This window comes from Streptomyces sp. bgisy159 (assembly GCF_057707805.1).
The window spans coordinates 36,459-59,075 of the sequence record NZ_JBYIQX010000040.1 but is presented as its reverse complement, the minus strand read 5'-3'; the positions used below and the strand labels follow the sequence as shown (position 1 = coordinate 59,075).

General features: G+C 73.9%; 20 protein-coding genes and 1 pseudogene. 10 read left to right on the top strand and 11 right to left on the bottom strand.

Going from position 1 to position 22,617, the window contains the following annotated elements; all coding sequences use genetic code 11:
- The first annotated feature begins 19 nt into the window (after nt 1-19).
- A complete protein-coding gene (locus AC3ET3_RS28765; protein ID WP_435613144.1) occupies nt 20-1,090 on the top strand; it encodes a hypothetical protein in 1,071 nt (356 codons plus the stop codon).
- Nucleotides 1,091-1,242: 152 nt separating this feature from the next.
- On the opposite strand, the gene AC3ET3_RS28760 is transcribed toward AC3ET3_RS28765, so the two are convergent.
- The 5 genes from AC3ET3_RS28760 to AC3ET3_RS28740 all read right to left on the bottom strand — a co-directional run bounded on the left by AC3ET3_RS28760 (nt 1,243) and on the right by AC3ET3_RS28740 (nt 4,028).
- The gene (locus AC3ET3_RS28760) at nt 1,243-1,575 is read right to left on the bottom strand and encodes a hypothetical protein (RefSeq protein ID WP_435613143.1); all 333 of its coding nucleotides are present in this window, start codon (nt 1,573-1,575) and stop codon (nt 1,243-1,245) included.
- Complete coding sequence (locus AC3ET3_RS28755) at nt 1,565-2,113, bottom strand: RNA polymerase sigma factor (protein ID WP_435613147.1); 549 nt, start codon at nt 2,111-2,113, stop codon at nt 1,565-1,567. Before AC3ET3_RS28755 ends, AC3ET3_RS28760 begins: the two co-directional genes overlap by 11 nt.
- Before the next feature lie 9 nt (nt 2,114-2,122).
- Entirely contained in the window at nt 2,123-2,602 is a 480-nt protein-coding gene (locus tag AC3ET3_RS28750; RefSeq protein WP_432133034.1) for an NUDIX hydrolase, read from the bottom strand.
- Nucleotides 2,603-2,611: 9 nt separating this feature from the next.
- The gene (locus tag AC3ET3_RS28745; protein WP_432157903.1) at nt 2,612-3,499 is read right to left on the bottom strand and encodes a pyridoxamine 5'-phosphate oxidase family protein; all 888 of its coding nucleotides are present in this window, start codon (nt 3,497-3,499) and stop codon (nt 2,612-2,614) included.
- An 82-nt stretch (nt 3,500-3,581) separates the two neighbouring features.
- The gene (locus AC3ET3_RS28740; protein ID WP_432157902.1) at nt 3,582-4,028 is read right to left on the bottom strand and encodes a VOC family protein; all 447 of its coding nucleotides are present in this window, start codon (nt 4,026-4,028) and stop codon (nt 3,582-3,584) included.
- 131 nt (nt 4,029-4,159) lie between these two features.
- On the opposite strand from AC3ET3_RS28740, the gene AC3ET3_RS28735 reads away from it, so the two are divergent.
- The 5 genes from AC3ET3_RS28735 to AC3ET3_RS28715 all read left to right on the top strand — a co-directional run bounded on the left by AC3ET3_RS28735 (nt 4,160) and on the right by AC3ET3_RS28715 (nt 10,431).
- Complete coding sequence (locus AC3ET3_RS28735) at nt 4,160-4,693, top strand: CGNR zinc finger domain-containing protein (protein ID WP_435613142.1); 534 nt, start codon at nt 4,160-4,162, stop codon at nt 4,691-4,693.
- Nucleotides 4,694-4,870: 177 nt separating this feature from the next.
- Nucleotides 4,871-8,173, top strand: a complete 3,303-nt coding sequence (locus tag AC3ET3_RS28730) for a S8 family serine peptidase (protein ID WP_435613141.1) — start codon at nt 4,871-4,873, stop codon at nt 8,171-8,173.
- Between the two features lie 358 nt (nt 8,174-8,531).
- The gene (locus AC3ET3_RS28725; protein ID WP_432133039.1) at nt 8,532-9,512 is read left to right on the top strand and encodes a LuxR C-terminal-related transcriptional regulator; all 981 of its coding nucleotides are present in this window, start codon (nt 8,532-8,534) and stop codon (nt 9,510-9,512) included.
- Between the two features lie 189 nt (nt 9,513-9,701).
- The gene (locus tag AC3ET3_RS28720; protein ID WP_432133040.1) at nt 9,702-10,061 is read left to right on the top strand and encodes a hypothetical protein; all 360 of its coding nucleotides are present in this window, start codon (nt 9,702-9,704) and stop codon (nt 10,059-10,061) included.
- A gap of 145 nt (nt 10,062-10,206) precedes the next feature.
- Nucleotides 10,207-10,431 (top strand): hypothetical protein, encoded by a 225-nt coding sequence (locus tag AC3ET3_RS28715; RefSeq protein WP_432133041.1) that lies wholly within the window; start codon nt 10,207-10,209, stop codon nt 10,429-10,431.
- Between the two features lie 279 nt (nt 10,432-10,710).
- On the opposite strand, the gene AC3ET3_RS28710 is transcribed toward AC3ET3_RS28715, so the two are convergent.
- A complete protein-coding gene (locus AC3ET3_RS28710) occupies nt 10,711-11,745 on the bottom strand; it encodes a hypothetical protein (protein WP_435613140.1) in 1,035 nt (344 codons plus the stop codon).
- Between the two features lies 1 nt (nt 11,746).
- On the bottom strand, nt 11,747-12,298 hold the full coding sequence (locus AC3ET3_RS28705) for a sigma-70 family RNA polymerase sigma factor (protein ID WP_432133043.1): 552 nt from the start codon (nt 12,296-12,298) through the stop codon (nt 11,747-11,749).
- Between the two features lie 341 nt (nt 12,299-12,639).
- Here AC3ET3_RS28705 and AC3ET3_RS28700 point away from each other — a divergent pair, with 341 nt between their 5' ends.
- Entirely contained in the window at nt 12,640-13,656 is a 1,017-nt protein-coding gene (locus AC3ET3_RS28700; RefSeq protein ID WP_432133044.1) for an aspartate-semialdehyde dehydrogenase, read from the top strand.
- 225 nt (nt 13,657-13,881) lie between these two features.
- On the opposite strand, the gene pepN is transcribed toward AC3ET3_RS28700, so the two are convergent.
- A complete protein-coding gene (pepN, locus tag AC3ET3_RS28695) occupies nt 13,882-16,455 on the bottom strand; it encodes an aminopeptidase N (RefSeq protein WP_432133045.1) in 2,574 nt (857 codons plus the stop codon).
- A 218-nt stretch (nt 16,456-16,673) separates the two neighbouring features.
- Between pepN and AC3ET3_RS28690 the strand changes: the two genes are divergently transcribed.
- Entirely contained in the window at nt 16,674-17,159 is a 486-nt protein-coding gene (locus tag AC3ET3_RS28690; RefSeq protein ID WP_432133046.1) for a DUF1203 domain-containing protein, read from the top strand.
- 11 nt (nt 17,160-17,170) lie between these two features.
- On the opposite strand, the pseudogene AC3ET3_RS28685 reads toward AC3ET3_RS28690, so the two are convergent.
- Nucleotides 17,171-17,458: pseudogene (locus AC3ET3_RS28685) on the bottom strand (redoxin domain-containing protein); the annotation flags it as partial.
- A gap of 349 nt (nt 17,459-17,807) precedes the next feature.
- Here AC3ET3_RS28685 and AC3ET3_RS28680 point away from each other — a divergent pair.
- Nucleotides 17,808-19,055: an MFS transporter gene (locus tag AC3ET3_RS28680; protein ID WP_435613139.1), complete on the top strand. Its 1,248-nt coding sequence runs from the start codon at nt 17,808-17,810 to the stop codon at nt 19,053-19,055.
- 230 nt (nt 19,056-19,285) lie between these two features.
- Here the strand turns inward: AC3ET3_RS28680 and AC3ET3_RS28675 are convergent, their stop codons facing one another.
- Nucleotides 19,286-20,224: an EamA family transporter gene (locus AC3ET3_RS28675; protein ID WP_432133048.1), complete on the bottom strand. Its 939-nt coding sequence runs from the start codon at nt 20,222-20,224 to the stop codon at nt 19,286-19,288.
- A gap of 125 nt (nt 20,225-20,349) precedes the next feature.
- Between AC3ET3_RS28675 and AC3ET3_RS28670 the strand changes: the two genes are divergently transcribed.
- The gene (locus tag AC3ET3_RS28670; RefSeq protein WP_435613138.1) at nt 20,350-20,862 is read left to right on the top strand and encodes a MarR family winged helix-turn-helix transcriptional regulator; all 513 of its coding nucleotides are present in this window, start codon (nt 20,350-20,352) and stop codon (nt 20,860-20,862) included.
- 27 nt (nt 20,863-20,889) lie between these two features.
- On the opposite strand, the gene AC3ET3_RS28665 is transcribed toward AC3ET3_RS28670, so the two are convergent.
- Entirely contained in the window at nt 20,890-22,389 is a 1,500-nt protein-coding gene (locus AC3ET3_RS28665) for an FAD-dependent monooxygenase (RefSeq protein ID WP_435613137.1), read from the bottom strand.
- Nucleotides 22,390-22,617: the final 228 nt, after the last annotated feature.

The following is a 22,617-nucleotide window of genomic DNA, read 5'->3' as shown; positions in this document are numbered from 1 at the left end:
GGCGCGGAATCCCGATCGCATGAACCACAACCCCCCGCTCCCCCCGGCCTCCCCGCTCTCCCCCCGCCCCCTGCACCACCTGGCTCACGACCTGCGCCGCGTCCTCACGGCGGCCCAACTGCGCGCGCACGGCGTCTCCGCGGCCGAGACCAACGAGCAGTGCCGGCCCGGCGGCCCCTGGCAGCAGCTCCTCCCCGGTGTCGTCCTGCTCCACCCGGGCCCGCCGACCAGCGAGGAGCGGCTGCACGCGGTACTGCTGTACGCGGCCCGCCAGTCCGCGCCGGCCGGGGTGCCGGTCCAGCCCGACGCCGAGAAGCCGTACCGCCCCACCTACCGGGAGGCGATGATCACCGGCCTGGCGGCCCTGAACCTCCACGGCTTCTCCTGCGCTCCCCCTCTGCTGTCGCTGGAGCAGATCGACGTCCTCGTGCCTCGGCTGCGCCGCCTGCGCTCGACGGGCTGCGCCCGCATCGTCCGCACGCCCGACCTGCCGGCGGCCGAGCAGGCGACCGGCGTCCCGGTCGCCCCGGTGCCGCGCGCCCTCGCCGACGCGGTGGCGCGGCTGACCGACGCGAACGTGGTGCGGCGGCTGCTGACCGAGGCGGTGCGCGGCGGCCACTGTGAACCCGCCACGGTCGTGCGGGAGCTCAACCGGGCCAAGCTGCTCAGCCGCCCCCACGTGGTGGACGCGGTCGACTCGCTGCTCGCCGAGGGCCGGGCCGTCGCCGAGGACGGCCTCTACCGCATGGTCCACGAGTACGGCCTCCCCGACCCGGTCTGGAACGTCGACCTCCGCCTGCCGGGCGGCCCCCACCTCGGCGGCCTCGACGCCTACTGGCCGGAGCAGGCCGTCGCCGTCGAGCTGGACACCCGCGCCCCGCGCCAGGGCCTGCGGCAGGACGACGACGAGGTGTGGTCCGAGTACGCCCGCAAGCGGGAGCACCTGGAGCGGCTCGGCATCACCGTCGTCCACGTCACCCCCCGGAAGCTGCGCGACGCGATGGAACAGCAGGCGGCGGTGGTCCGCACCGCCCTCATGGCGGCACCGGACCGCGACCCCGCCGCCTACGTCGTGGTGCTCCCCCGGTAGTGACGGACCGGGGGCGCCAGGAGGGGAGAGGAGGGGCCCTGGGCATCACCCGGGGCCCCTCTTCCGGTGTGTTTCCACCTCCTCCTCGGCCGGAGGGAGCCGCCCCACCGCCGCCCCGGCCCCGCCTCGCCGCTCCCGCACGAACCCGGTACTCACCGCACCCCGCCTCGGGTGAGTTCGCACCTCCCGTCCACGCAGGAGCGGCGCAGCCGTCCGGCCGAGACCGTTTCCGCGAGGCCGATCGCCCAGCACATCGGGCAGCCGCGCAGCGCGATCAGGCCGGCCGGGGCGAGCAGCAGGCTCACCGGGCCGGTCACCGGCAGCAGGGCCAGGGAGGCGATGAGCGCGCCGAAGCCGAGGGTGCCGCGGGCCAGGTGGCGCGGGACGCTGTCGCCGGCGAAGCGGCCGGGCGGGGGTGGGTCCGCGCGGACGCCGGTGTCGCCGGCCGGCTCGGTGCGGATGGTCGTCGTCGGGTCAGCTGCCATGGTCGGGGCTCCTCGCTCCGGTCGGTTCCTCGTGCAGGGCCTCACGTACCGCCGAACGGGCCCGGTGCAGGCGGGACTTCATCGCGGTGGTGGTCAGCCCGAGCCGGTCGGCGACGGTGCGGCCGGGCAGGCCCTGGATGTCGCGCATCACCAGCACCCGCCGCTGGTCGTCGGACAGGGCGGCGACGGCGGCGGCGACGCGTTCGGCCTCCAGGCGCTGCAGGGCGTCCTCCTCGGCGGAGCGCGCGGTGACGGCCCCCGCTCGGCCGGTTCCGTCGGCCGGTGCGGGCCGGAGCAGTGTGCGGGTGCGGCGCAGGCACTCGTTGCGGACGATCCGGAACATCCAGGACGCCAGCGCCCCGGAGGCGCGCAGCATGCCGATCCTGCGGTAGAGGATGATCAGCGCTTCCTGGGCGGCGTCCTCGGCGTCCTGAGGAGTGGCGCGGAGCGTGTGCGCGAAGCGGTGCACGTGCGGGGAGGAGCCGTGCACGAGTGCGGTGAGCGGCCGGGGCCGTACTCCTGTCGGCGGACCCGTCAGACCCCGGTGTCAGGCCCCCGTGCCCCGGCCGTGCGGGGCCGTTGCCACTCGTCCCGTCGGCGGGCGGTCCCGCCACAGGCGCAGGGCCACGTCGACCAGCGGGATCCGGGGCAGGCCGGGGACGTCGTCCAGGGGGTGCCAGGCGGCCATGTCGGTCGAGCCGTCGGTCTCCCAGCGCAGTTCGCCGCCGGTGACGCGGGCCTCGTAGACGAGGCGTACCCCGTGGTGGTCGACGGCGCGGCGCAGGCCCCGGCGGGGGCGGGTCAGATTGAGGGAGTGGACGCCGAGGAGCCCGGTCACCTCGACGCGGTAACCGGTCTCCTCGGCCAGTTCGCGCAGGACCGTGTCGTGCGGGTCCTCGCCGTGTTCCATGCCGCCGCCGGGCAGCACCCACTCGGGGGTGCCGTCCTCCGCCGGGGAACGGGCCAGCAGGATCTCTCCGTCACGGACACACACGGCGTAGGCCGCCACCCTCAGATTCCGGCGCACGCCGGGACGTTAACGCGCGGGCCGCGGATTGGCAGGCGAGTATTCGGGCGGGGACCAGCGCAGCGGCAACTCCGCCGGGGTGTCGAGGGCCTCGGTGAGGGTGAAGCGGAGGGTGCGGGTGCCGTCGGGGCCGTGCTCCACGCGCGCCCGGCCGGTCAGGCGCAGGGTGCGGCCGGTCGTCCAGTCCAGGAAGAGCAGGCCGGCCCGCGGGTCGGTGGTGAGGTTGCCGAGGGTGAGGAACATGGAGTTGCCGGGGTAGTCCGGCCAGCTCAGCTCGCGCGGAGAGTCGACGCGGACGAAGCCGGGGTTGCCGCCCCGGTGGCTGGCGTCGGCGCCGTCGTCGTGCACGGTGGCCAGGAAGAACGTGTCGGCGGCCGTGATGAACCCCGCCTGGGAGGGCGTCAGTTCGTCACCGCGCGCCGCCTCGGCCGGCGGGCGGTCCACGAACTCGTAGGACTGCCGTTTCTGCAGGTACTTGGGGCAGTTGGCGAAGACCCGGTCGGCCTCGACGGCGAAGCCGCGTTCCGTCGGCCGGGAGCGGCCGCCCAGGCGCATACGGCGGCGGGTGCGCGGGTCGAGGGCGATGGTGCCCACGTGGGTGCCCGGGGTGGCGAGGGCGGCCGCCAGCGGGTCCGCGGGAGCGGGGCCGCCGATGACGGAGAGCTGTCGGGGCCCGGTGGCCCGGAGGAAGCCCGGGGCACCGGAGAGGACCGACGCCCACACCGCCCCCGTCACCGGGTCGGCGGCGCCGAGGAAGAGCAGCGGCTGGAGCTCCAGGAAGGCGGCGGCCACCGGTTTGATGCCGCCGAGCACGGACCGGCCGACGTGGTCGGCGAGGTCGCGTACGCCGGCCCGGTCCTGCACGGCTCGGGAGCCGGCGTGGTAGACGCCCGTCATCGGCGATCCCTCCATCTCGTGCGTTTCGAGCGTTCCAAGCGTTTCGAGCGTTTCGAGCGTTTCGGCGAAGACCGCTGGCCGGTCAGAAGAAACCGCAGGTCGGGGCGGACTCGGCCGGGGCGGGTGCGCCCTGGACGCCGGTCGGGACGGAGATCTCCAGACGGGTGCCGTCGGGGTCGTGGAAGAAGATGCCGCCGGAGGCCGCGCCCTCGCCGTGGGCGACCACACCGTCGTAGGCGAAGTCGACGCCGTAGGCGCGCAAGGCCGCCTCGTACTCCTCGACCCGGTCCACGGACGCGGCCTCGAAGGCCAGGTGGTGCAGGCCGGCGCGGTGCGGGTCGTAGCCCTCCTCGGCCTGCTGCCACAGGGTGAGGACGAGGCTGTCGCCGTCGCCGAGGAAGGCGTACCGGCGGCCCTCCTCCTTGCCCTCGCCGATCACGGTGAAGCCGAGGACGTCCCGGTAGAAGTCGAGCGAGCGGGCGATGTCGGTGACGTTGAGGCCTATGTGGCCGGTGCGCAGAGCGGTCATGGCTGTGCCCCCCCTTGGGTGGTGGTCCGGCCGGGAAGTTCCCTAACCGGCGTCTTTGACGTTAGTGGTTAGAGAGGGGTGCGTCAACCGGTCACGTACCCTTAAGTGGTTAGTACGCAAGGAGGCCCCGGATGTCCGCACCCCTCGACCCCCGCCCGCTGACCGGGGAACCGCTCTCCCTCGATCTGCTCAACACCCGGTGGCGGGGCGACGGCGGGCCGCAGGACCTGCTCACGGACACCGACGGGCTCGCGGTGTGGCTGGCCGCCAACGGCCTGGACGGCGACTTCGCCGCCGACGCCGCCGCGCTGCGGCACCTGCTCACCGCGCGGGACGCCCTGCGGGCCGCCGTGGACGAGTCACGTCCGGACGGCGTCGACGCCGTGCTCGCCCACGGGCGCGTCCGGCCCACCCTGACCGCCGAAGGGCCCGGCGAGCGGCCGGAGTTCGGCGACCCGGCGTGGGGGCCGGCCTGGCTCGCCGCCCGCGACTACCTCCGGCTGCTCGCCACCGCGCCCGACCGGATCCGGGCCTGCGCGCACGAGGCGTGCGTCCTGCACTTCTTCGACACCTCCCGCAACGGCACCCGCCGCTGGTGCTCCATGGCCGCCTGCGGCAACCGCGCCAAGGCGTCCCGGCACTACGCCCGTTCGAAGGACGCCTGACCCGGCCGGGCCGGCGCCTCACAGGAATGTCACAGCCGGCCCCGTACGCCCGTAACGTCCATCGCGGGTTTTCCCCATAGATCCCCTTCGATTCGGCCAATCTCCCCCAGAACTCCTTCCCTTGGGCAAGGCTGTGCGGTCGTCCGACGCACGTTCCTTCAGCTACAAGGGATGCCGATGACCCACACCCCCCACCGCGGCCCGGCACCGGTCGCGAGACGCGTGGCCCGCACAGCCGTGGCCGCCGGTCTCGTCGCCGCGCTGGCCGCGGCAGGTCCGATACCCGCCGCCCTCGCCGCGACCGCCGACGACCCGGCGCCCGCGCCCGCCACCCAGCCCGCCAAGTCCGCCGACGACAAGCTCGGTTCGGACGACGCGCAGCTACTGGCCGAGGCCAAGGCCGATGGCGACCGGACGGTCACCTTCATGGTGGCGACCACACCCGGCCGGACCGAGCAGGTCCGCGACCAGCTGACCGCCGAGGGCGGCACCCTGATCGGCAGGACCGACGACAAGCTCGGCTACGTCCGCGCCACCGTCCCGACCGGCAAGGCCGACAAGGCCCTCACCGCCGCCACCAAGCTCTCCTCCGTACAGGCCATCGACCTGCGCCAGGAGATCGCCCTGGACGACCCGGCCCCCGGCAGCACCGCCGACGCGACCGGCCACGGCGCCGGCTACCCCGCTCCCGGCCGGAAGACGCCCGCCAGGAACCCGTACAACCCGTCCTTCGAGACGGGCGCGGTGTCCTTCGTGAAGGACCACCCGAGGTACGACGGCCGCGGCGTCACCATCGGCATCCTCGACTCCGGCGTCGACATCGCCCACCCGGCGCTGCAGAAGACCACCACCGGCGAGCGCAAGATCGTCGACTGGGTGACCGCGACCGACCCGGTCACCGACCGCGACGGCACCTGGCTGCGGATGAACGCCTCGGTGACCGGCCCCGTGTTCACCGCCGGCGGCCGCACCTGGAAGGCGCCCGCGGGCGCGTACAAGCTGCAGACCTTCGCCGAGTCCGCCACCCGCGGCGGCGACATGGCCGGCGACCTCAACCGCGACGGCGACACCACCGACGTCTGGGGCGTGCTCTACGACCCCGCCGCCAGCACCGTCCGGGTGGACCTCGACAACGACGGGGACTTCACGGACGAAGAGGCCATGAAGCCGTACAAGGACGGCTTCCAGATCGGCTACTTCGGCACCGACGACCCGGCCACCGCCATCGCCGAGCGCATCCCGTTCGTCGTGGAGATCCGCAAGGACGTCACGTACGACCAGGCCGGCGACAAGTCCGACTACGTCAGCATCGGCGTCATCGAGGGCCGGCACGGCACCCACGTCGCGGGCATCACCGCCGCCAACGGCCTGTTCGGCGGGAAGATGAACGGTGCCGCGCCCGGCGCGAAGATCGTCTCCTCCCGGGCCTGCACCTGGACCGGCGGCTGCACCAATGTCGCGCTCACCGAGGGCATGATCGACCTCGTCACCAAGCGTGGCGTGGACATCGTCAACATGTCGATCGGCGGCCTGCCCGCGCTGAACGACGGCAACAACGCCCGCGCCGAGCTCTACACCCGGCTCATCGACCAGTACGGCGTCCAGCTGGTGATCTCCGCCGGCAACGAGGGCCCCGGCACCAACACCATCGGCGACCCCGGCCTGGCCGACAAGGTCATCAGCGTCGGCGCCTCCATCTCCAAGGAGACCTGGGCGGCCAACTACGGCTCCGTGGTGAAGAAGAAGTACGCCATGCTGCCCTTCTCCTCCGCCGGCCCCCGCGAGGACGGCGGCTTCACGCCGACGCTGACCGCGCCGGGCGCCGCCATCAACACCATCCAGACCTGGGCGCCGGGCTCCCCGACCGCCGAGGCCGGCTACAGCCTGCCGCCCGGCTACGCCATGCTGCAGGGCACCTCGATGTCCTCCCCGCAGGCCGCCGGGGCGAGCGCGCTGCTGCTGTCCGCCGCCAAGCAGCGTCACATCCCGCTGTCGCCGCTGACCCTGCGCACCGCGCTGACCAGCACCGCGCGCACCATCAAGGGCGTGCCGGCGCACGTCCAGGGCGCGGGCCTGATCCGTATCGTGCAGGCGTGGGACGCCATCAAGGACGGCGCGACCGCGCACGACTACACCGTCAAGGCGCCGGTCGACACCGCGATCGACCAGCTGCTGAAGGAGCCGGGCTTCGGCACCGGCCTCTACGACCGTGAGGGCGGCCTGAAGGTCGGCCAGAAGAAGACGTACGACATCACCATCACCCGTACGTCCGGCCCGGCCGGCACCGTCGAGCACGAGCTGGAGTGGAAGAACAACGACGGCACCTTCAAGCTGCTCGGTGACGACGAGGTCGAACTCCCGCTGAACAAGCCGGTCACCGTCAAGGTGCGGGCGAAGGCGAAGAGCGCCGGCGCGCACAGCGCCATCCTGGAGCTGGACGACGAGGACACCGAGGGCGTCGACAAGCAGATCCTCACCACCGTCGTCGCCTCCCACGAACTGGCAAAGCCGTCGTACGCGTTCACCAAGTCCGCCTCGGTGCAGCGCAACAGCAGCACCTCGTACTTCGTGACCGTGCCGCAGGGCGCCAGGACCCTGGAGGTCGCGCTCGGCGGGCTGAAGGGCGACAGCCAGACCCGGTTCATCACCATCAACCCGTACGGCGTGCCGGTCGAGGACAGCTCGACGATCTACTGCTACCCGCACTACTCGGTGCCGGACAGCCCCAACACCTGCCGTCCCGACCTGCGGACCTACACCGACCCGCTGCCCGGCGTCTGGGAGATCGAGGTCGAGTCGCGGCGCACCTCGCCGTTCCTCGACAACCCGTACAAGCTGGACGTCTCGGTGCTCGGCACGGTCTTCGAGCCGGCCGTGCGGACCGTCCCCGAGGCCACGGTCGGCACGCCGGTCACCGCCGAGTGGACCGTGACCAACGACTTCGCGGCCCTTCAGGGCAAGCTGGAGGGCGGCTCGCTGGGCTCCGCGAAGATCGCGACGCCGACCATCGGCCACCACGAGTCGCAGCGCAGCACGGTCGTCGTCCCCGAGGGCGTCGAGCGGTTCGACATCGCCATCGGCTCGACCTCCGACCCGAACGCCGACCTGGACCTGACCGTCCTCAAGGACGGCGTCACCGTCGGCCAGTCCGCCGACGGCGACTCGGAGGAGTCGGTCAGCCTGACCGAGCCCGCCGCCGGGACGTACACGGTCGTGGTCGACGGCTACAGCGTGCCGGCGGGCACCACGACGTTCTCCTACAAGGACGTCTACTTCTCCGCCGACCTCGGCACGGTGAACGTCGACACCACCAGGAGCGTCTCCATCGCCAGCGGCGCGTCCGCGACGATCTCCGGTGACGTGGTCGCCCGGTCGGCCGGCCCCGAGGGCCGTCAGCTCTTCGGCGAGGTCCGGCTGATCAACGCCCGGGGCACCGCGGCGGGCACCGGCACGGTGGTGATCCAGAAGGTCGTCGGCTAGCGGCACACCGGCGGCGACCGTCGCCGGCCTGCCGTACACCGGCGCTCCGCGCGGCCGGCGGTCGCCCGCGGAGCGCCGGCCGAGAGAACGAAAAGAGGGGCGGGTGCTCCCCAAAGCACCCGCCCCTTTTTCCCTGGGCCCGACCGGGCGGTACCGCCCCCCGCGCGGCGCCGTCCTCGGGTCCCGGTCCGGATGGCTACGACCCTAGGCCCGCCCGGGACGCCCCGGACGGCCCCGCACCTGGCACCCGGTGGCCATGGCCGCAGCCTGCCAGCCGGGCGGCTCCCGCGGTGAGGGGCGGAAGATCCGGTACCGTCGGCCCAGCCGACCTGACCGTCACGAACCGCCAGGGGGAACGTTGCTGGACTCCATCGGCATAGACGGCTCCACGCACGACGTCTACCGGGCCCTGCTGCTGCACCCGTCCTGGACCCTGGAGGACATCGCCCGGGAGACCGGTCTGGCCCCCGCCGAGGTCCGTGCGGCGCTCGACCGGCTCACCCAGCTGTCCCTGCTGCACGAGGCCACCGACCACCAGTTCGTGCCGGTCAGCCCCGAGGTGGTCATCTCCCCGCTGCTGCTGCGCAAGGAGGCCGAACTCGACGAGCAGCGCGCCCGGTTGTCCCGTGAGCGGGCCGCGCTGGCCACCCTCGCCGCCGAGTACACCGCGATCACCGCGCACCGCGGGGACAGCGGGGTGGAGCGGCTGGAGGGCGTGGACGCGGTACGGGTCCGGCTGATGGAACTCGCCCACGGCGCCCGCTCCGACGTCCACACCTTCGTGCCGGGCGGCGCGCTCAGCGCCGCCGCGCTGGAGGCGGGACGGCCACTGGACGAGCAGAACCTGGCGCGCGGGGTGCGGATGCGGACCGTCTACCTCGACAGCGTGCGCAACGACTCCGCGACCGTCGAGTACGCGACCTGGCTGGCCTCCGTCGGCGGGGAGACGCGGACCGTGCCGACGCTGCCGATGCGCATGATCCTGTGCGACCGCGCCGCCGCCGTGATCCCCATCGACCCCGACGACAGCAAGCAGGGCGCCCTGCTGATCCGCTACCCCAGCATGGTGCGGGCGCTGGAGGAGCTGTTCGACCTGGTGTGGGAGAGCGCGGTACCGCTCGGCGAGCCGCCCCAGGAACCCTCGGACGACGCGCCCACCGACCGGGAGAGCGCGCTGCTGAGGATGCTGGCGGGGGGCATGACCGACGAGGGCATCGCCCGCAAGATGGGCGTCTCCCTGCGTACCGTCCGCCGCAACACCGCCGATCTGCAGAAACGTCTCGGTGTCCAGAGCCGCTTCCAGGCGGGGGCGGAGGCGGTGCGCCGGGGGTGGTTGTGAGGGGCGACGGGGGACGTACTGGGCAGGGGCAGGGAGACGGGCGGGGCAGGGCCGCGAGGCGGGCGGGGACCAGGGCCGCGAGGCGGGCGGGGGGCTGGTGCCGCAAGGGGTGGCCGCTCCCTGCCATGACCGGTGGCGGTCAGGGCTGACGCGCGGCCGGGCCGCCGTCCGGCCGCCTAAGGTCGCCGGGTGTACGCAGTCAAGGTCGTCCTCCTCCCGCCGCCCGGGCCCGCGTTCGCCGAGGGCCCCGCGCCGCCGGACGTTCTGCCCGGCGACCGGTGGCTCGACGACGTCACACGGCTCAGCCGGGCCGCGCCCCGGCCGGGGATCGCCCATGTGTCGCCGGTCCGCCGGGGCACCTCCGTGGTGGTCATGACCTTCGTGGAGGCCCCGTCCCGCAACGAGGCGACCGTGCTCGCCCGGCACGGCTGGGAGCACTGGCTGACCGCCCCCGGACCGCTCTCCGGCTGGACCCTCGACTGCTGCGCCCCCGACCCCTATCTGAACGCCCCCTGGCAGGTGCGCCCGGCGAGAGCCTGGCCGGCGTGAAACCCCCCGCGTGAAACCCCCCGGGGGGTGGCATGAGGCTGCCATGGCCGCCTCATGCCAGTGGTCACGTACTGACAGCGGCCGGACACACCGCACATGATCGTGTCCGCAGGCGCTTGGGAACCAAGGAATGCAGAGGCACAGCATGAGACAGATCACCAGGCGAGCCGCCCGGACCGCCGTCGGCACCGCGGCGGTCGTCGCGGCCCTGGCACTGCCGCTGACGCTCGGGGCCTCGGCCGCCGTCGCGGCGGACACGCCACCCGCCCCGGTCGTCATCGAGGACGACCTCGGCGACCCGCCGATGCCGAAGCCGGAGAAGCCGACCGAGGACACCGGCAGCTGGGTGTGGGACAAGTTCGAGCCGTAGACCTACTCGGGTCGGGGGACCGGCCGCGGTGGGGGGGGCCGTGGCAGGGGGTGCCGCGGTGGAGGGGAGCCGCGGTGGGGGCCGCGGTGAGGGGAGCCATGGCTGGGGGGAAAGCCGGGGCGGGGGGCCATGGTCGGGGGGGGTGCCGTGGTGGGGACGTACGCCGGCTGCGGCAGGTGTACGGCGGTCAGGGGCGGGCGCGGTGGGGGCGGCGCCCGCCCCTTCGACGTACGGGTGTCGTCGCCCTCCTGCGACGTCCGGTGGCCGGCCGGGCGGGCGTCAGCCACCCGGAGCGCAGTCCAGGTGCTCGGCCGCGGGCAGGGAGCGGTCCAGCGCCGACCGTTCCGCAGCGACACGGCTCTCGCCGACCGCCCAGACGTCCGGGACGGCCGAGCCCGGCGAGAGCGCCAGGAGCACGTGGTCGCCCTCGGCGAGCAGGGGATCGAGGTCGCGGGGGACCGTGACCGTGAGCGAGGCGGCGGCCCGCGCCGGCTTGTAGGAGCGGGTGACGCGCAGGGTGATCCGGCGGTCGCCGGTGCCGGCCCGCTGCCGCACGACGGTGACGTCACCCTCGACGACCGCACGGGCGCACGCGAGGTAACCGGGGTCGCTCAGCGGGCCGTACGCCGCCTCTGCGGAGTCCTCGGCGGTGCCCGACCCGGCGTCCGACCGGGCCTTCTCCGCCCCGCTGGACACAGCCGTGTCCCCCGCGCCCCCGCCCCGCGCGAGCAGCAGCCCGCCCCAGAGCACCATGACCCCGGCCGCGGCGACACCCACCGCCTGCAGCGCACGGCTCCGGGGACGGCGACGCCGGGACGGGGGCAGCGGGTGTACGGGGGCCGGGTCGGGGGCGCGTGCCGGTGCGGGGCGGTCGTCGGTCGCGGGGGGCGTCCCGGTGAGGGTGTCCGCGAGAGCCGTCAGGTGGGTGCGGAGCAGGGCCAGGTCGGCGGTGGCGGCCCGGTGCTCGGCCAGGAAGCCGGGGTCCGCGCGTTCCGCCTCGGAGAGCCCGGCGTCGGAGAGGGCGGCCATCAGAGCGTCCCGGGCGCCGGACACGTCACCGGGGTCCGGCTGGTGCGGGAGGCCACGCGGGGCCCGGTCGTCGCGCGGGTCGGGCTGGTCGGGCTGGTCGGGCTGGTCGGGCTGGTCGGGCTCGTCAATGCCATCACGCTGGTCGCGGCGGTCGAGCTTGTCGCGGCCATCACGCTGATCACGGCCGCCGAGCTCGCCGCGGCCATCACGCTGGTCGCGGCCGTCGCGCTCGTCGTGGCCATCACGCTGGTCGCGGCCGTCGCGCTCGTCGTGTCCGGCGGGCATGTCACACCACCTCGTCCTCGTGCAGGCGGGCGCGCAGGGCCCGGACCGCCGTGTGGAGGCGGCTCTTGACCGTGCCCTCCGGGACGCCGAGTTCCTCGGCGATGGAGCGCACCGGCAGGTCGGCGTAGAAGCGCAGCACCACGACCTGCCGCTGGGCGGCGGGCAGTTCGTCCAGGCCCTGCGCGAGCGCGAGGGAGAGCACGCTGGTGTCCTCACCGGAGGGCTGCTCGAACTGGCGCAGGGAGGCCAGCCGCTCCCCCAGCCGCTCCCGGCGCCGTCGGGCGCGGTGCCAGTCCATGGCGAGGTTGGAGGCGACCACCGCCGCCCACGCCGAGACGTCCCGGGGCGCCTCCCGGCCGCCGGCCGCGCGTTCCAGCAGCCGCAGGCGGACCTGCTGCACCCCGTCCGGCAGGTCCGCCTGCGGTACCCCGCCGAGCGCGAGCACCGCCCGCACCCGGCGTTCCTGCGCCGCGTCCAGCGGATCGCCGCCGGGGCCGCCCCCGTGCTCGGCCACGACCGTCCGCCGGCCGCGGCGGGCCCTCCCGCGCAGCACAGCACGCCCTCCCCTCACCGCGTTTCCCCTATGACGCCGACGGGGGCGGAAACGTTCGGCGCCTTGTGCGCCGGGGGCGCAGAGGCGTACGTCACACTGGGTGTGAGCCGCCGCGCGACGGGCAGGCGAGCTTCCGGCACGGGAGCCCGGCCGGATGAATTCCTCCAGTTCAGCGAGGGTGCGAGCGGTATTTCCGCGCCCCGGGACGAACCGTCGGCCGCTGCCGGGCGTCCCACGGGTTGACCACCGGGACCAAACGATTGGACAGGTGGGCCGGGGTCGGCCGCATGATGGAAAAGCCTCGGTCGGGCATTACGCAGGAAACGAGACAGGGAGTCACCGTGAGGGTCGGAATCGTCGGAGCCACCGGTCAGGTCGGCACGGTCATGCGCAGGATCCTCCAGGAGCGGAACTTCCCGGTCACGCAGCTGCGCCTGTTCGCCTCGGCCCGCTCGGCCGGGTCGGTCCTGGACGGCGTCACCGTCGAGGACGCGTCCACCGCCGACTACACCGGCCTGGACATCGTGCTGTTCTCCGCGGGCGGCGCCACCTCGAAGGCGCTGGCCGAGAAGGTCGCCGCGCAGGGCGCTGTCGTGATCGACAACTCCTCGGCGTGGCGCCGGGACCCCGAGGTGCCGCTGGTCGTCTCCGAGGTGAACCCGCACGCCGTCGCGGACCGCCCCAAGGGCATCGTCGCCAACCCGAACTGCACCACGATGGCCGCGATGCCGGTCCTGAAGCCGCTGCACGAGGAGGCCGGCCTGGAGGCGCTGGTCGTCGCCACCTACCAGGCGGTGTCCGGCTCCGGTCTCGCGGGCGTGGCGGAGCTGCACGGCCAGGCGCAGAAGGTGATCGCCGACGCCGACAAGCTCACCCACGACGGTTCGGCGGTCGACTTCCCCGAGCCCGGCGTCTACCAGCGCCCGATCGCGTTCAACGTGCTCCCGCTCGCCGGGTCGATCGTCGACGACGGTCTGAACGAGACCGACGAGGAGCAGAAGCTCCGCAACGAGTCCCGCAAGATCCTGGAGATCCCCGAGCTGAAGGTATCCGGCACCTGTGTGCGCGTGCCGGTGTTCTCCGGCCACTCCCTGCAGGTCAACGCCCGGTTCGCCCGCCCGATCAGCCCCGAGCGCGCGATCGAGCTGCTGGCGGCGGCCCCCGGTGTCGCGGTCACCGACATCCCGACCCCGCTGCAGGCGGCCGGCCAGGACCCGTCGTACGTGGGCCGCGTCCGCCGCGACGAGACGGTGGAGCACGGCCTGGCGCTGTTCATCTCCAACGACAACCTCCGCAAGGGTGCCGCGCTGAACGCGGTGCAGCTGGCGGAGCTGGTCGCGGCCGAGCTGAAGGGCTGACACCCGGGCGGCCCGGCTCCGACGAACCCTGCCCTTCCCGCCTCGGCGGGGAGGGCGGTCGTCGTTCCGGGCCGGACCGTGTCGCGCGCCCGGCCGGGCGGGGCGCTCAGGCGGCCGGGGACGGGACGCTGCGGGGCCGGGTGCTCGCCGCCCCGCGCCGAAGGAACGGGGGCGCCCGGTGTGCTGCACACCGGGCGCCCCCTCAGACGCGAAGGGGACGGCCGGTCACTGGGCCGCCGCGTCCGCCTGCTGGGCCTTGAGGGCGCGTTCCACGCCCGCGCGGGACTCGGAGACCAGGCGGCGCAGGGCCGCGTTCGGGCCGGTGGCCGCCAGCCAGGTGTCCGTCTTGGTCAGGGTGTCGGCGGAGACCTGGATCGACGGGTAGAGGCCGACCGCGATCTGCTGGGCGATCTCGTGGGAGCGGGAGTCCCAGATGTCCTTGACCACCTCGAAGTACTTGTCCGCGTAGGGGGCGAGCAGTTCGCGCTGGTCGGTCTGGACGAAGCCGGCGATGACGGCCTCCTGGACGGCGTTCGGGAGGTTGCCGGACTCCACGACCGACGCCCACGCCTCGGACTTGGCCGCGGCGGTCGGGCGGGCGGCGCGGGCCGTGGCGGCGTGGCGCTCGCCGGCGGCGGTCCGGTCGCGCTCGTACTCGCCGGCGATCTCCGCCTCGTCGAAGCGGCCGACGGCGGCCAGCCGCTGCACGAGCGCCCAGCGCAGCTCGGTGTCCACGGCCAGCCCGTCGATCGTCTGCGTGCCGTCCAGCAGCCCTTCCAGCAGGTCCAGCTGCTCGGGCGTGCGGGCGGTCGCCGCGAAGGCGCGGGCCCAGGCCAGCTGGTGGTCTCCGCCGGGCTCGGCCGCGCGCAGGTGGGCCAGGGTGGCGTCGGTCCAGCGGGTCAGCAGGGCGTCGCGGGCGGTCGGGTCGGCGTACAGGTCGATCGCCAGCTTCACCTGCCGGTGCAGCGACTGCACGACACCGATGTCCGACTCCTTGCCGATGCCGGACAGGACGAGGGACAGGTAGTCGCGGGTGGCCAGTTCGGCGTCGCGCGTCATGTCCCACGCCGACGCCCAGCACAGGGCGCGCGGCAGGGACGCCTCGAAGTCGCCCAGGTGCTCGGTCACGAAGGCGAGGGACGCCTCGTCGAGGCGGACCTTGGCGTAGGAGAGGTCGTCGTCGTTCAGCAGCACGACCGCCGGGCGGCGCTTGCCCACGAGCTGCGGCACGGCCGTCAGTTCGCCGTCCACGTCCAGCTCGACGCGCTCGGCGCGCAGCAGCTTGCCGGAGGCCTCGTCCAGGTCGTACAGGCCGACGGCGATGCGGTGCGGGCGCAGGGTGGGCTCGCCCTTGGCGCCGGCGGGCAGCGCGGGGGCCTCCTGGCGGACGGCGAAGGAGGTGATGACCCCGTCCGCGTCCGTCTCGATCTCAGGGCGCAGGACGTTGATGCCCGCGGTCTCCAGCCACTTCGTCGACCAGGTGCCCAGGTCGCGGCCGGAGGTCTCCTCCAGGGCGCCGAGCAGGTCGGACAGGCGCGTGTTGCCGTAGGCGTGGCGCTTGAAGTACGCCTGTACGCCCTGGAAGAACTCGTCCATGCCGACGTACGCGACGAGCTGCTTCAGGACGGAGGCGCCCTTGGCGTAGGTGATGCCGTCGAAGTTGACGAGCACGTCGTCGAGGTCGCGGATCTCCGCCATGATCGGGTGGGTGGACGGCAGCTGGTCCTGCCGGTACGCCCACGTCTTCATGGAGTTGGCGAAGGTGGTCCACGAGTGCGGCCAGCGCGACCCGGGGGCGTATGCCTGGCAGGCGATGGAGGTGTAGGTGGCGAACGACTCGTTCAGCCAGAGGTCGTTCCACCACTCCATGGTGACCAGGTCGCCGAACCACATGTGGGCCAGCTCGTGCAGGATGGTCTCGGCGCGGATCTCGTACGCCGCGTCCGTGACCTTCGAACGGAACACGTACTGGTCGCGGATGGTCACCGCGCCGGCGTTCTCCATGGCGCCCGCGTTGAACTCGGGCACGAACAGCTGGTCGTACTTCTTGAACGGGTACGCGTAGTCGAACTTCTCCTGGAACCAGTCGAAGCCCTGCCGGGTGACCTCGAAGATGGCGTCCGAGTCCAGGAACTCGGCGAGCGAGGGGCGGCAGTAGATGCCGAGCGGGACGCTCTGGCCGTTCTTCTCGTACACGCTGTGCACGGAGTGGTACGGGCCGACGATCAGCGCGGTGATGTACGACGAGATCCGCGGCGTCGGCTCGAAGGCCCAGACGTCGTCCTTGGGCTCGGGCGTGGGCGAGTTGGAGATGACCGTCCAGCCGGCCGGCGCCTTCACGGTGAACTGGAAGGTGGCCTTCAGGTCGGGCTGCTCGAAGGAGGCGAAGACGCGGCGGGCGTCCGGTACCTCGAACTGCGTGTAGAGGTAGGCCTGCTCGTCGACCGGGTCGACGAACCGGTGCAGGCCCTCACCGGTGTTGGTGTACGCGCAGTCCGCGACGACCCGGAGGACGTTGCGGCCCTCCAGCAGCCCCGGGAGCGCGATCCGCGAGTCCTTGAAGACCTCGTCGGGGTCGAGGGCGTCGCCGTTGAGGGTCACCTCGTGCACGGCCGGCGCCACCAGGTCGATGAAGGACTCGGCACCGTTCTCGGTGACGTCGAAGCGCACGATGGTCACGGACCGGTAGGTGCCGCCCTCTTGCGCGCCGGAGAGGTCGAGATCGATCTCGTACGAGTCAACGGTCAGCAGCTTCGCCCGCTGCTGTGCCTCTTCGCGAGTCAGGTTTGTGCCAGGCACGCGGTCATCTCCTCGTTATGTGTGGGTTCGGCCATCCTTCCACGGGGCGGGGTGCGGTGCGACGAGGGAAACCCCTTGACCTGTCCGGATCCGTCCGGGCCGGCGGGGGCCACTGGCCGGCCCGGGCGGGAGGCTCCCCGCGGCCGGGCCCGGACCCGGTGCAGCACCGGGTCCGAAAGCCGCCGGTGCGACGGGCGGGCAGGCGTCAGCCTGGGCGTATGACGACGACGTACGACACCCCGCACCCCCGCGCCATCCCGCCGCACGTCCTGAAGGACCTGCTGGACCGCGACGACGCCGGCCGCCCCGCAGCCCCCTTCACCGACTCGGAGGGCGGCTCCCCGCTGCGCTGCTGTCTGCGGCACAGCACACCCGGCGAACGGATCGCGCTGGTGTCGTACGCCCCGCTGCGCCGCTGGGCGGCCGGGACCGGGGCCGAACCCGGGCCCTACGACGAGCAGGGCCCCGTCTTCGTGCACGCGGTGCCCTGCGCGGGACCGGCGGCCGGTTCCGGCCTGCCCTTCACCAACGACCGCCGGGTGCTGCGCCGCTACTCCGCCGAGGGGCGCATCCTCGGCGGGCGGCTGGTCGACGGCGGCTTCGGCGACGCGCTGCGTGAGGCGTTCGCCGACCCGGCGGTGGCGGTGGTGCACGTACGGGCCGTGGAGTACGGGTGCTTCCTGTACGCGGTGGAGCGCGGCTGAGGCGGTGCCGGTCAGCCGAGGGGGGTGAGGCCGTCCAGTGCCGCGAGGATGTCGGCCGGTTCGGCGCGGGCGGTGTAGTCGGTGTCGACGAAGGCCCAACGGACCGTGCCCGCGGTGTCGATGACGTACGTGGCGGGGAGCGGGAGGGTGCGGGCGTGGCCGCCGTTGGCACGGTGGAGGTCGGAGCCGATGCGTGCGTAGATGGCGGCCAGGTCGTCGGGCAGGTCGAAGGCGAGGCCGTACTGCTTGGCGGTGTCGCACCCCAGGTCGCTGAGGACGTCGAAGGCCAGGCCGTGCTTACGGCCTCAACCTGCGCTCCCGCGCGGGGACCGCCCCGGAGACGCTGCGGCGGACGGTGACGGCGGCGATCGACGCGGTGGCGGGGGCACGACGGCCAGCGACGTGGCGGGCGGGCGGCGCGCAGAGGCCAGCGACGCGGAGGCCGGGGGCGCAGAGGCCAGCGACGCGGAGGCCGGGCGTGCAGAGGCCAGCGACGCGGAGGCCGGGCGCGGCGAGAGCAAGGGCGGGCGCGAGGACGACCACGCATGGCGAACGGGTCAACTCGGTTCATCAGCAGCCCTTTCGGGGCGCCGAACCGGCGTGCCCGTCCTCGGACTACGGTGATCGTCCGCCGAGCCGAGGGAGACCATGCAGACCGCCACGACGCCGGGGACGACCCGCCGAGGGCCACTGGGCAGCGCCGGCTTCCGGCGCTTCCTGATGGCCCACCTGATCTCGTCGACCGGCTCCGCGATGGCGCCGCTGGCCCTTGCCTACTCGGTCATCGGGGGCGGCGGGGGCGCCGGTTCGCTGTCGCTGGTGCTGGCAGGCAACACCGTGCCGGCCATCGCCTTCCTCCTGGCGGGCGGGGTGCTCGCGGACCGGCTGTCGCGCAGCCGGATCCTGTTCGCCGGCAATCTGCTCGCGGCCGCCGCGCAAGGCGCGCTCGCTCTGATCGTCGCCGGGGGTCACGCGACGACCGCCGCCATCGCCGCCTGCGGCCTCGTCTCCGGTGCGGCCACCGCCGTGACGGCGCCCGCCGCGCAGGGCGCCGTGCGCCTGCTGGTCACCGCCGAGCAGTTGCAGCGGGCCAACGCGCTGCTGCGGCTGCCGGGCAACGCGGTCAAGTTGCTCGGTCCGGTCATCGGCGGGCTGGTCGTCGCCGCGAGCGGTCCGGCCTGGGCGCTGGCCTGGGACGCGGCCACCTTCGCCGTCGCCGCGACGCTCCTGCTCGGGCTGCGCCTGGACGCCCCGCTCACCGTGACCAGCGCGCTCGACGACCTGCGGGCGGGCTGGACCGGCTTCTGGTCGCGCGCCTGGCTGTGGACGTACACGGCGGCGGGAACGGTTCTCGTCGCCGCCTGGCTGGCCGGATTCCAGCTCCTCGGCCCGGTGGTGGCCGCTCGGCGGTACGGGGGCGCCCCCGACTGGGGGTTGGTGCAGGCCACGTTCGCGGGCGGTCTGCTGGCCGGCACCCTCCTCGCCCTGCGCCTGCGCACCCACCGCCTGCTGCTGGTGTCGGTCACGACCGGTTCCGGGCTCGCCCTGCCCCTGCTCGCCCTGGGCGTGGGACTGGCGTTGCCGTACGTGCTCCTCGCCGCCGCGCTCGCCGGGGTCGGACTGGACCTGGCGATCGTCGCCTGGACCACCGCCTTCCAACGCCACGTCCCACCGGCCGAATTGGGCCGCATGAGCGCGTTCAACCAGGTCGGGGAGCGACTCGCCGTCCCCCTCGGCTACCTCGTCGCCGGTCTCGCCGCCGACGTCTGGGACAGCCGTACGGTCCTCCTGGCCTGCGCCACCCTCATCGTGGCCGCCACGGCAGTCAACCTGTGCGTGCCGGACGTGTACCGGGTCGACCGGGCGGGAAGGGCGGGGCCGGCGGAGCGGCCCTGACCTGGGCCGGCCGCGTAGGGCGGCGCCGGGTGCCTGGGCAGGCGGGGCATTTGCGGTGCGACCCGTCTCGATGACTTCGACCCACTCGGTGGACTGGTCCATGAGGCCGGCCACTACGGGACCACCGCACGGCCCCGACACCGCGCCCAACCAGTGCGTGCCGGACGTGTCCTGCAGACCGGGCGGGGGCGGCGAGCGGGGCGGAGGGGACCTGAGGAGGTGGCGGTGGGTCAGCGGCCCGAGACGGCGGGTGCGGGCTCGGCCGTCGGGACGGTGGTGCCGCCGGGACGGGCGGGGGCCGTCGGCCGGACCGTGCCGGTGCCCGCCGGGAGCTGGCCCGCCACCGTGGCGCCGAAGGCGAGGAGCAGGCCGGTCAGCTGGAGCGGGGTGAGGGACTGGCCGAGGGCAGCCCAGCCGAGGACGGCGGCGGTCAGCGGGGAGAGCGGGCCGAGGAAGGTGACCTGGGTGGCGGTGAGGCGGCCGATGCCGCGGAACCACAGCCAGTAGGCGAGGGCCGTGTTGGCGAGGGCGAGATACATGTAGCCGCCGACCGCGGGGGCGTCCAGGGCGGGCGGGGCGCCCTCGACGAGCAGGGCGACCGGGGCGATGAGCAGGCCGCCCGCGGTCAGCTGCCAGGCGGTCAGGGCCAGCGGACCGACACCCGCGGGGCGGCCCCACCGCTTGGTGAGGACCGTACCGGCGGACATGGCGGCGGTGGCGGCGAGGGCCGCGAGCACGCCGAGGGCGTCCAGCGCGCCGGCCGCTCTCAGGACGACCAGGCTGACGCCGAGGGCGGCCACGACGCCGGTGAGCAGCGCGCGAAGGGTGGGGCGCTGGGCCAGCAGCAGCGCCGAGAGGCCGACCACGAACAGGGGGCCGACCGAGCCGACGACCGCCGCCATGCCGCCGGGCAGCCGGTACGCCGCCAGGAACAGCAGCGGGAAGAACGCGCCGATGTTCAGCGCACCGAGCACCGCCGCCTTGGCCCACCAGATGCCGCGTGGCAGCACCCGGGCCAGGGCCAGCAGCAGCAGGCCGGCGGGCAGGGCCCGCAGCAGGCCGGTGAACAGGGGGCGGTCGGCCGGCAGGAACTCCGTGGTGACCGCGTAGGTCGTGCCCCAGGAGACGGGGGCGAGGGCGGTGAGCAGGACGGTGGCGGATCGCTTCATGGCCGGACCCTCTCCAGCAGTGGGATAGCTCGTAGGTGGCTTACAGGAGAGTAGCTTAGCGCTAAGCAACTTGCTGGCAAGTTGCTTTCTTGCGGGCGAACGGGAATCCGGCCGATACTGGGCGCATGAGCTCAGAACCCCAGGCCACCGGGGACGCCGTCGACGCGATCATCGAGCAGTGGGCGGCGGTCCGGCCCGATCTGGACACGGCCGCCATGGAGGTGTTCGGCCGGGTGTTCCGCCTCGCGCGGGCGATGGGCGACCGGATAGAGAAGGCTTACGCGCCACTCGGCCTCGCCCGCGGCGAGTTCGACGTCCTCGCCACCCTGCGCCGCTCGGGCGAGCCGTACGCCCTCTCGCCGCGCGAGCTGTCCGCGACGCTCATGCTCACCACCGGCGGCATGACCGGCCGCCTCGACAAGCTCGAACGGGCCGGCCTGCTCAGCCGCTCCCCCGACCCGCACGACCGGCGGGGACTGCGCGTGACGCTCACCGAGCGGGGCCTCGACCTCGTCGAACGCGCGGTCGGCGCCGGCCTCGCCGTCCAGACGGAGGCCCTGTCCTCCGCCCTCGACGCCGAACAGGCCGGCCAACTGGCCGACCTGTTGAGAGAGTTGCTGTCCGCGACGGAACGTTAGCCGCGCCGGTACCGGCCGCCGCCGGGCTCAACCGACGTGCGCGGCGAGCGCGGCCTCCAGCGCGGCGGCGTCGGGGGCGTCGGACGCCCAGGCGGCGTATCCGTCGGGGCGGACCAGGACCGTCGTACGGCGGGCACTCGCCCAGCGCGCCACCGTCACCCCGTCGGCGCGGACGCCCTTCGGGTCGGCCCCGGGGCCGTCGGCCGGGGCGAGCAGGACGAACCGGCCGCCGCGCAGCGCCTCGTAGAGGCGGCCGCCGTCGGCCAGGGCCACGTCCGGGACGCGGGTGCCGGTGAGGCGGTGGGCACCGCGCGGGGCGGGGTACCGGTACCCGATGCCGGAGATCTGCCCGAGCGCCTTGCGCTGGGCGGGCCGGGCCACGTTGACGAACGCCGAGACCAGGCCGCGCACGGCTCGCAGCACCGGGTTCCGCGCCCGGGCCAGCCGCACCAGGCCGCCGCTGCTGCGCAGCACCGCCTTGCCGACCGGGTGCCGCTCGGTCTGGTAGGTGTCCAGGAGCGCCTCGGGGGCGTGCCCCTTGACCACGGCCGCGAGCTTCCAGCCGAGGTTGGCGGCGTCCTGCAGGCCGGTGTTCATGCCCTGACCGCCCGCCGGGGAGTGCACGTGCGCGGCGTCCCCGGCGAGGAAGACCCGCCCGACCCGGTACCGCGGCGCCTGCCGCTCGTCGCTGTGGAATCGCGACAGCCAGCGCGCGTCGTGCATGCCGTAGTCGGTGCCCAGCGCCCGGCGCGTGACCTCCTTGACCTCGTCGAGGTCGAGCGGGGCGTCGTCCGGGACCTCGTGACGGCGGTTCCAGCCCATCACCCGGTACCAGCCGTCACCGAAGGAGGCGATCATCGCGAAGGCGTCGCCGGCGCCGTTGACGGTGAGGACGCCGTCGGGCCGCTCCGCGAGCCGGACGTCGGCCAGGAACAGCGACTTGATGACGGCCACGCCGGGGAACGACACGCCGATCGCCTGCCGTACGGCACTGCGGTGACCGTCCGTGCCGACCACGTAGGCGGCGCGGCGGGTGACGACCTCCCCGTCCGGGCCGCGCACGTCGAGGTCGACCCCGTCGCCGTCCTGCCGCAGCGCGACCACCTCGCTCTGGTGGGAGAACTCGACGCCCAGCTCCAGCACCCTCCGCTCCAGCAGCCGCTCGACCTCGTACTGCGGGGTGATGAGCAGGAACGGGAAGCGGGAGCGGAGCGTGCCGAGATCCAGGGAGAGCCGACGGAAGAGGCTCAGCTCGGTGATGGTGTCGCCGGTGGCGATCAGCTGGTCGGCGAGACCGCGGGCGTCGAGCTGCTCCAGGGTGCGGGCGTGCACGCCGAAGGCGCGGGAGAGGTTGCTGATGCCGTGGGGGCGCTTCTCGAGGACGGTGACCGGGACGCCGGCGGCAGCGAGGTCGCCGGCGAGGAGGAGGCCGGTGGGGCCCGAGCCCACGACGATCACGGGGTGCGGTGTTCCGGCGGCGGCTTCGGTGAGGGTTTCGGTGTGGGTGCCGGGGCGGGGCGCGGTCATTCTTGGCCTCCTGATGCCAACGGTTGTTGGTCAACGGCTGTTGGTCAACGCTTGTAGGCAAGCTTAGGTCCACCGTCGATGGCGGTCAACGGGTGTTGGCAAACAACTGTTGGCATCACGGGCGGGAGGCTGAGGCTCACGCCGAGCCGGAGGCCAAGGCTCGCGCCGAGCGGGGGGCCAAGGCTCGCGCCGAACGACCCCACCCACACCAGAGGGCCCACACTGGTT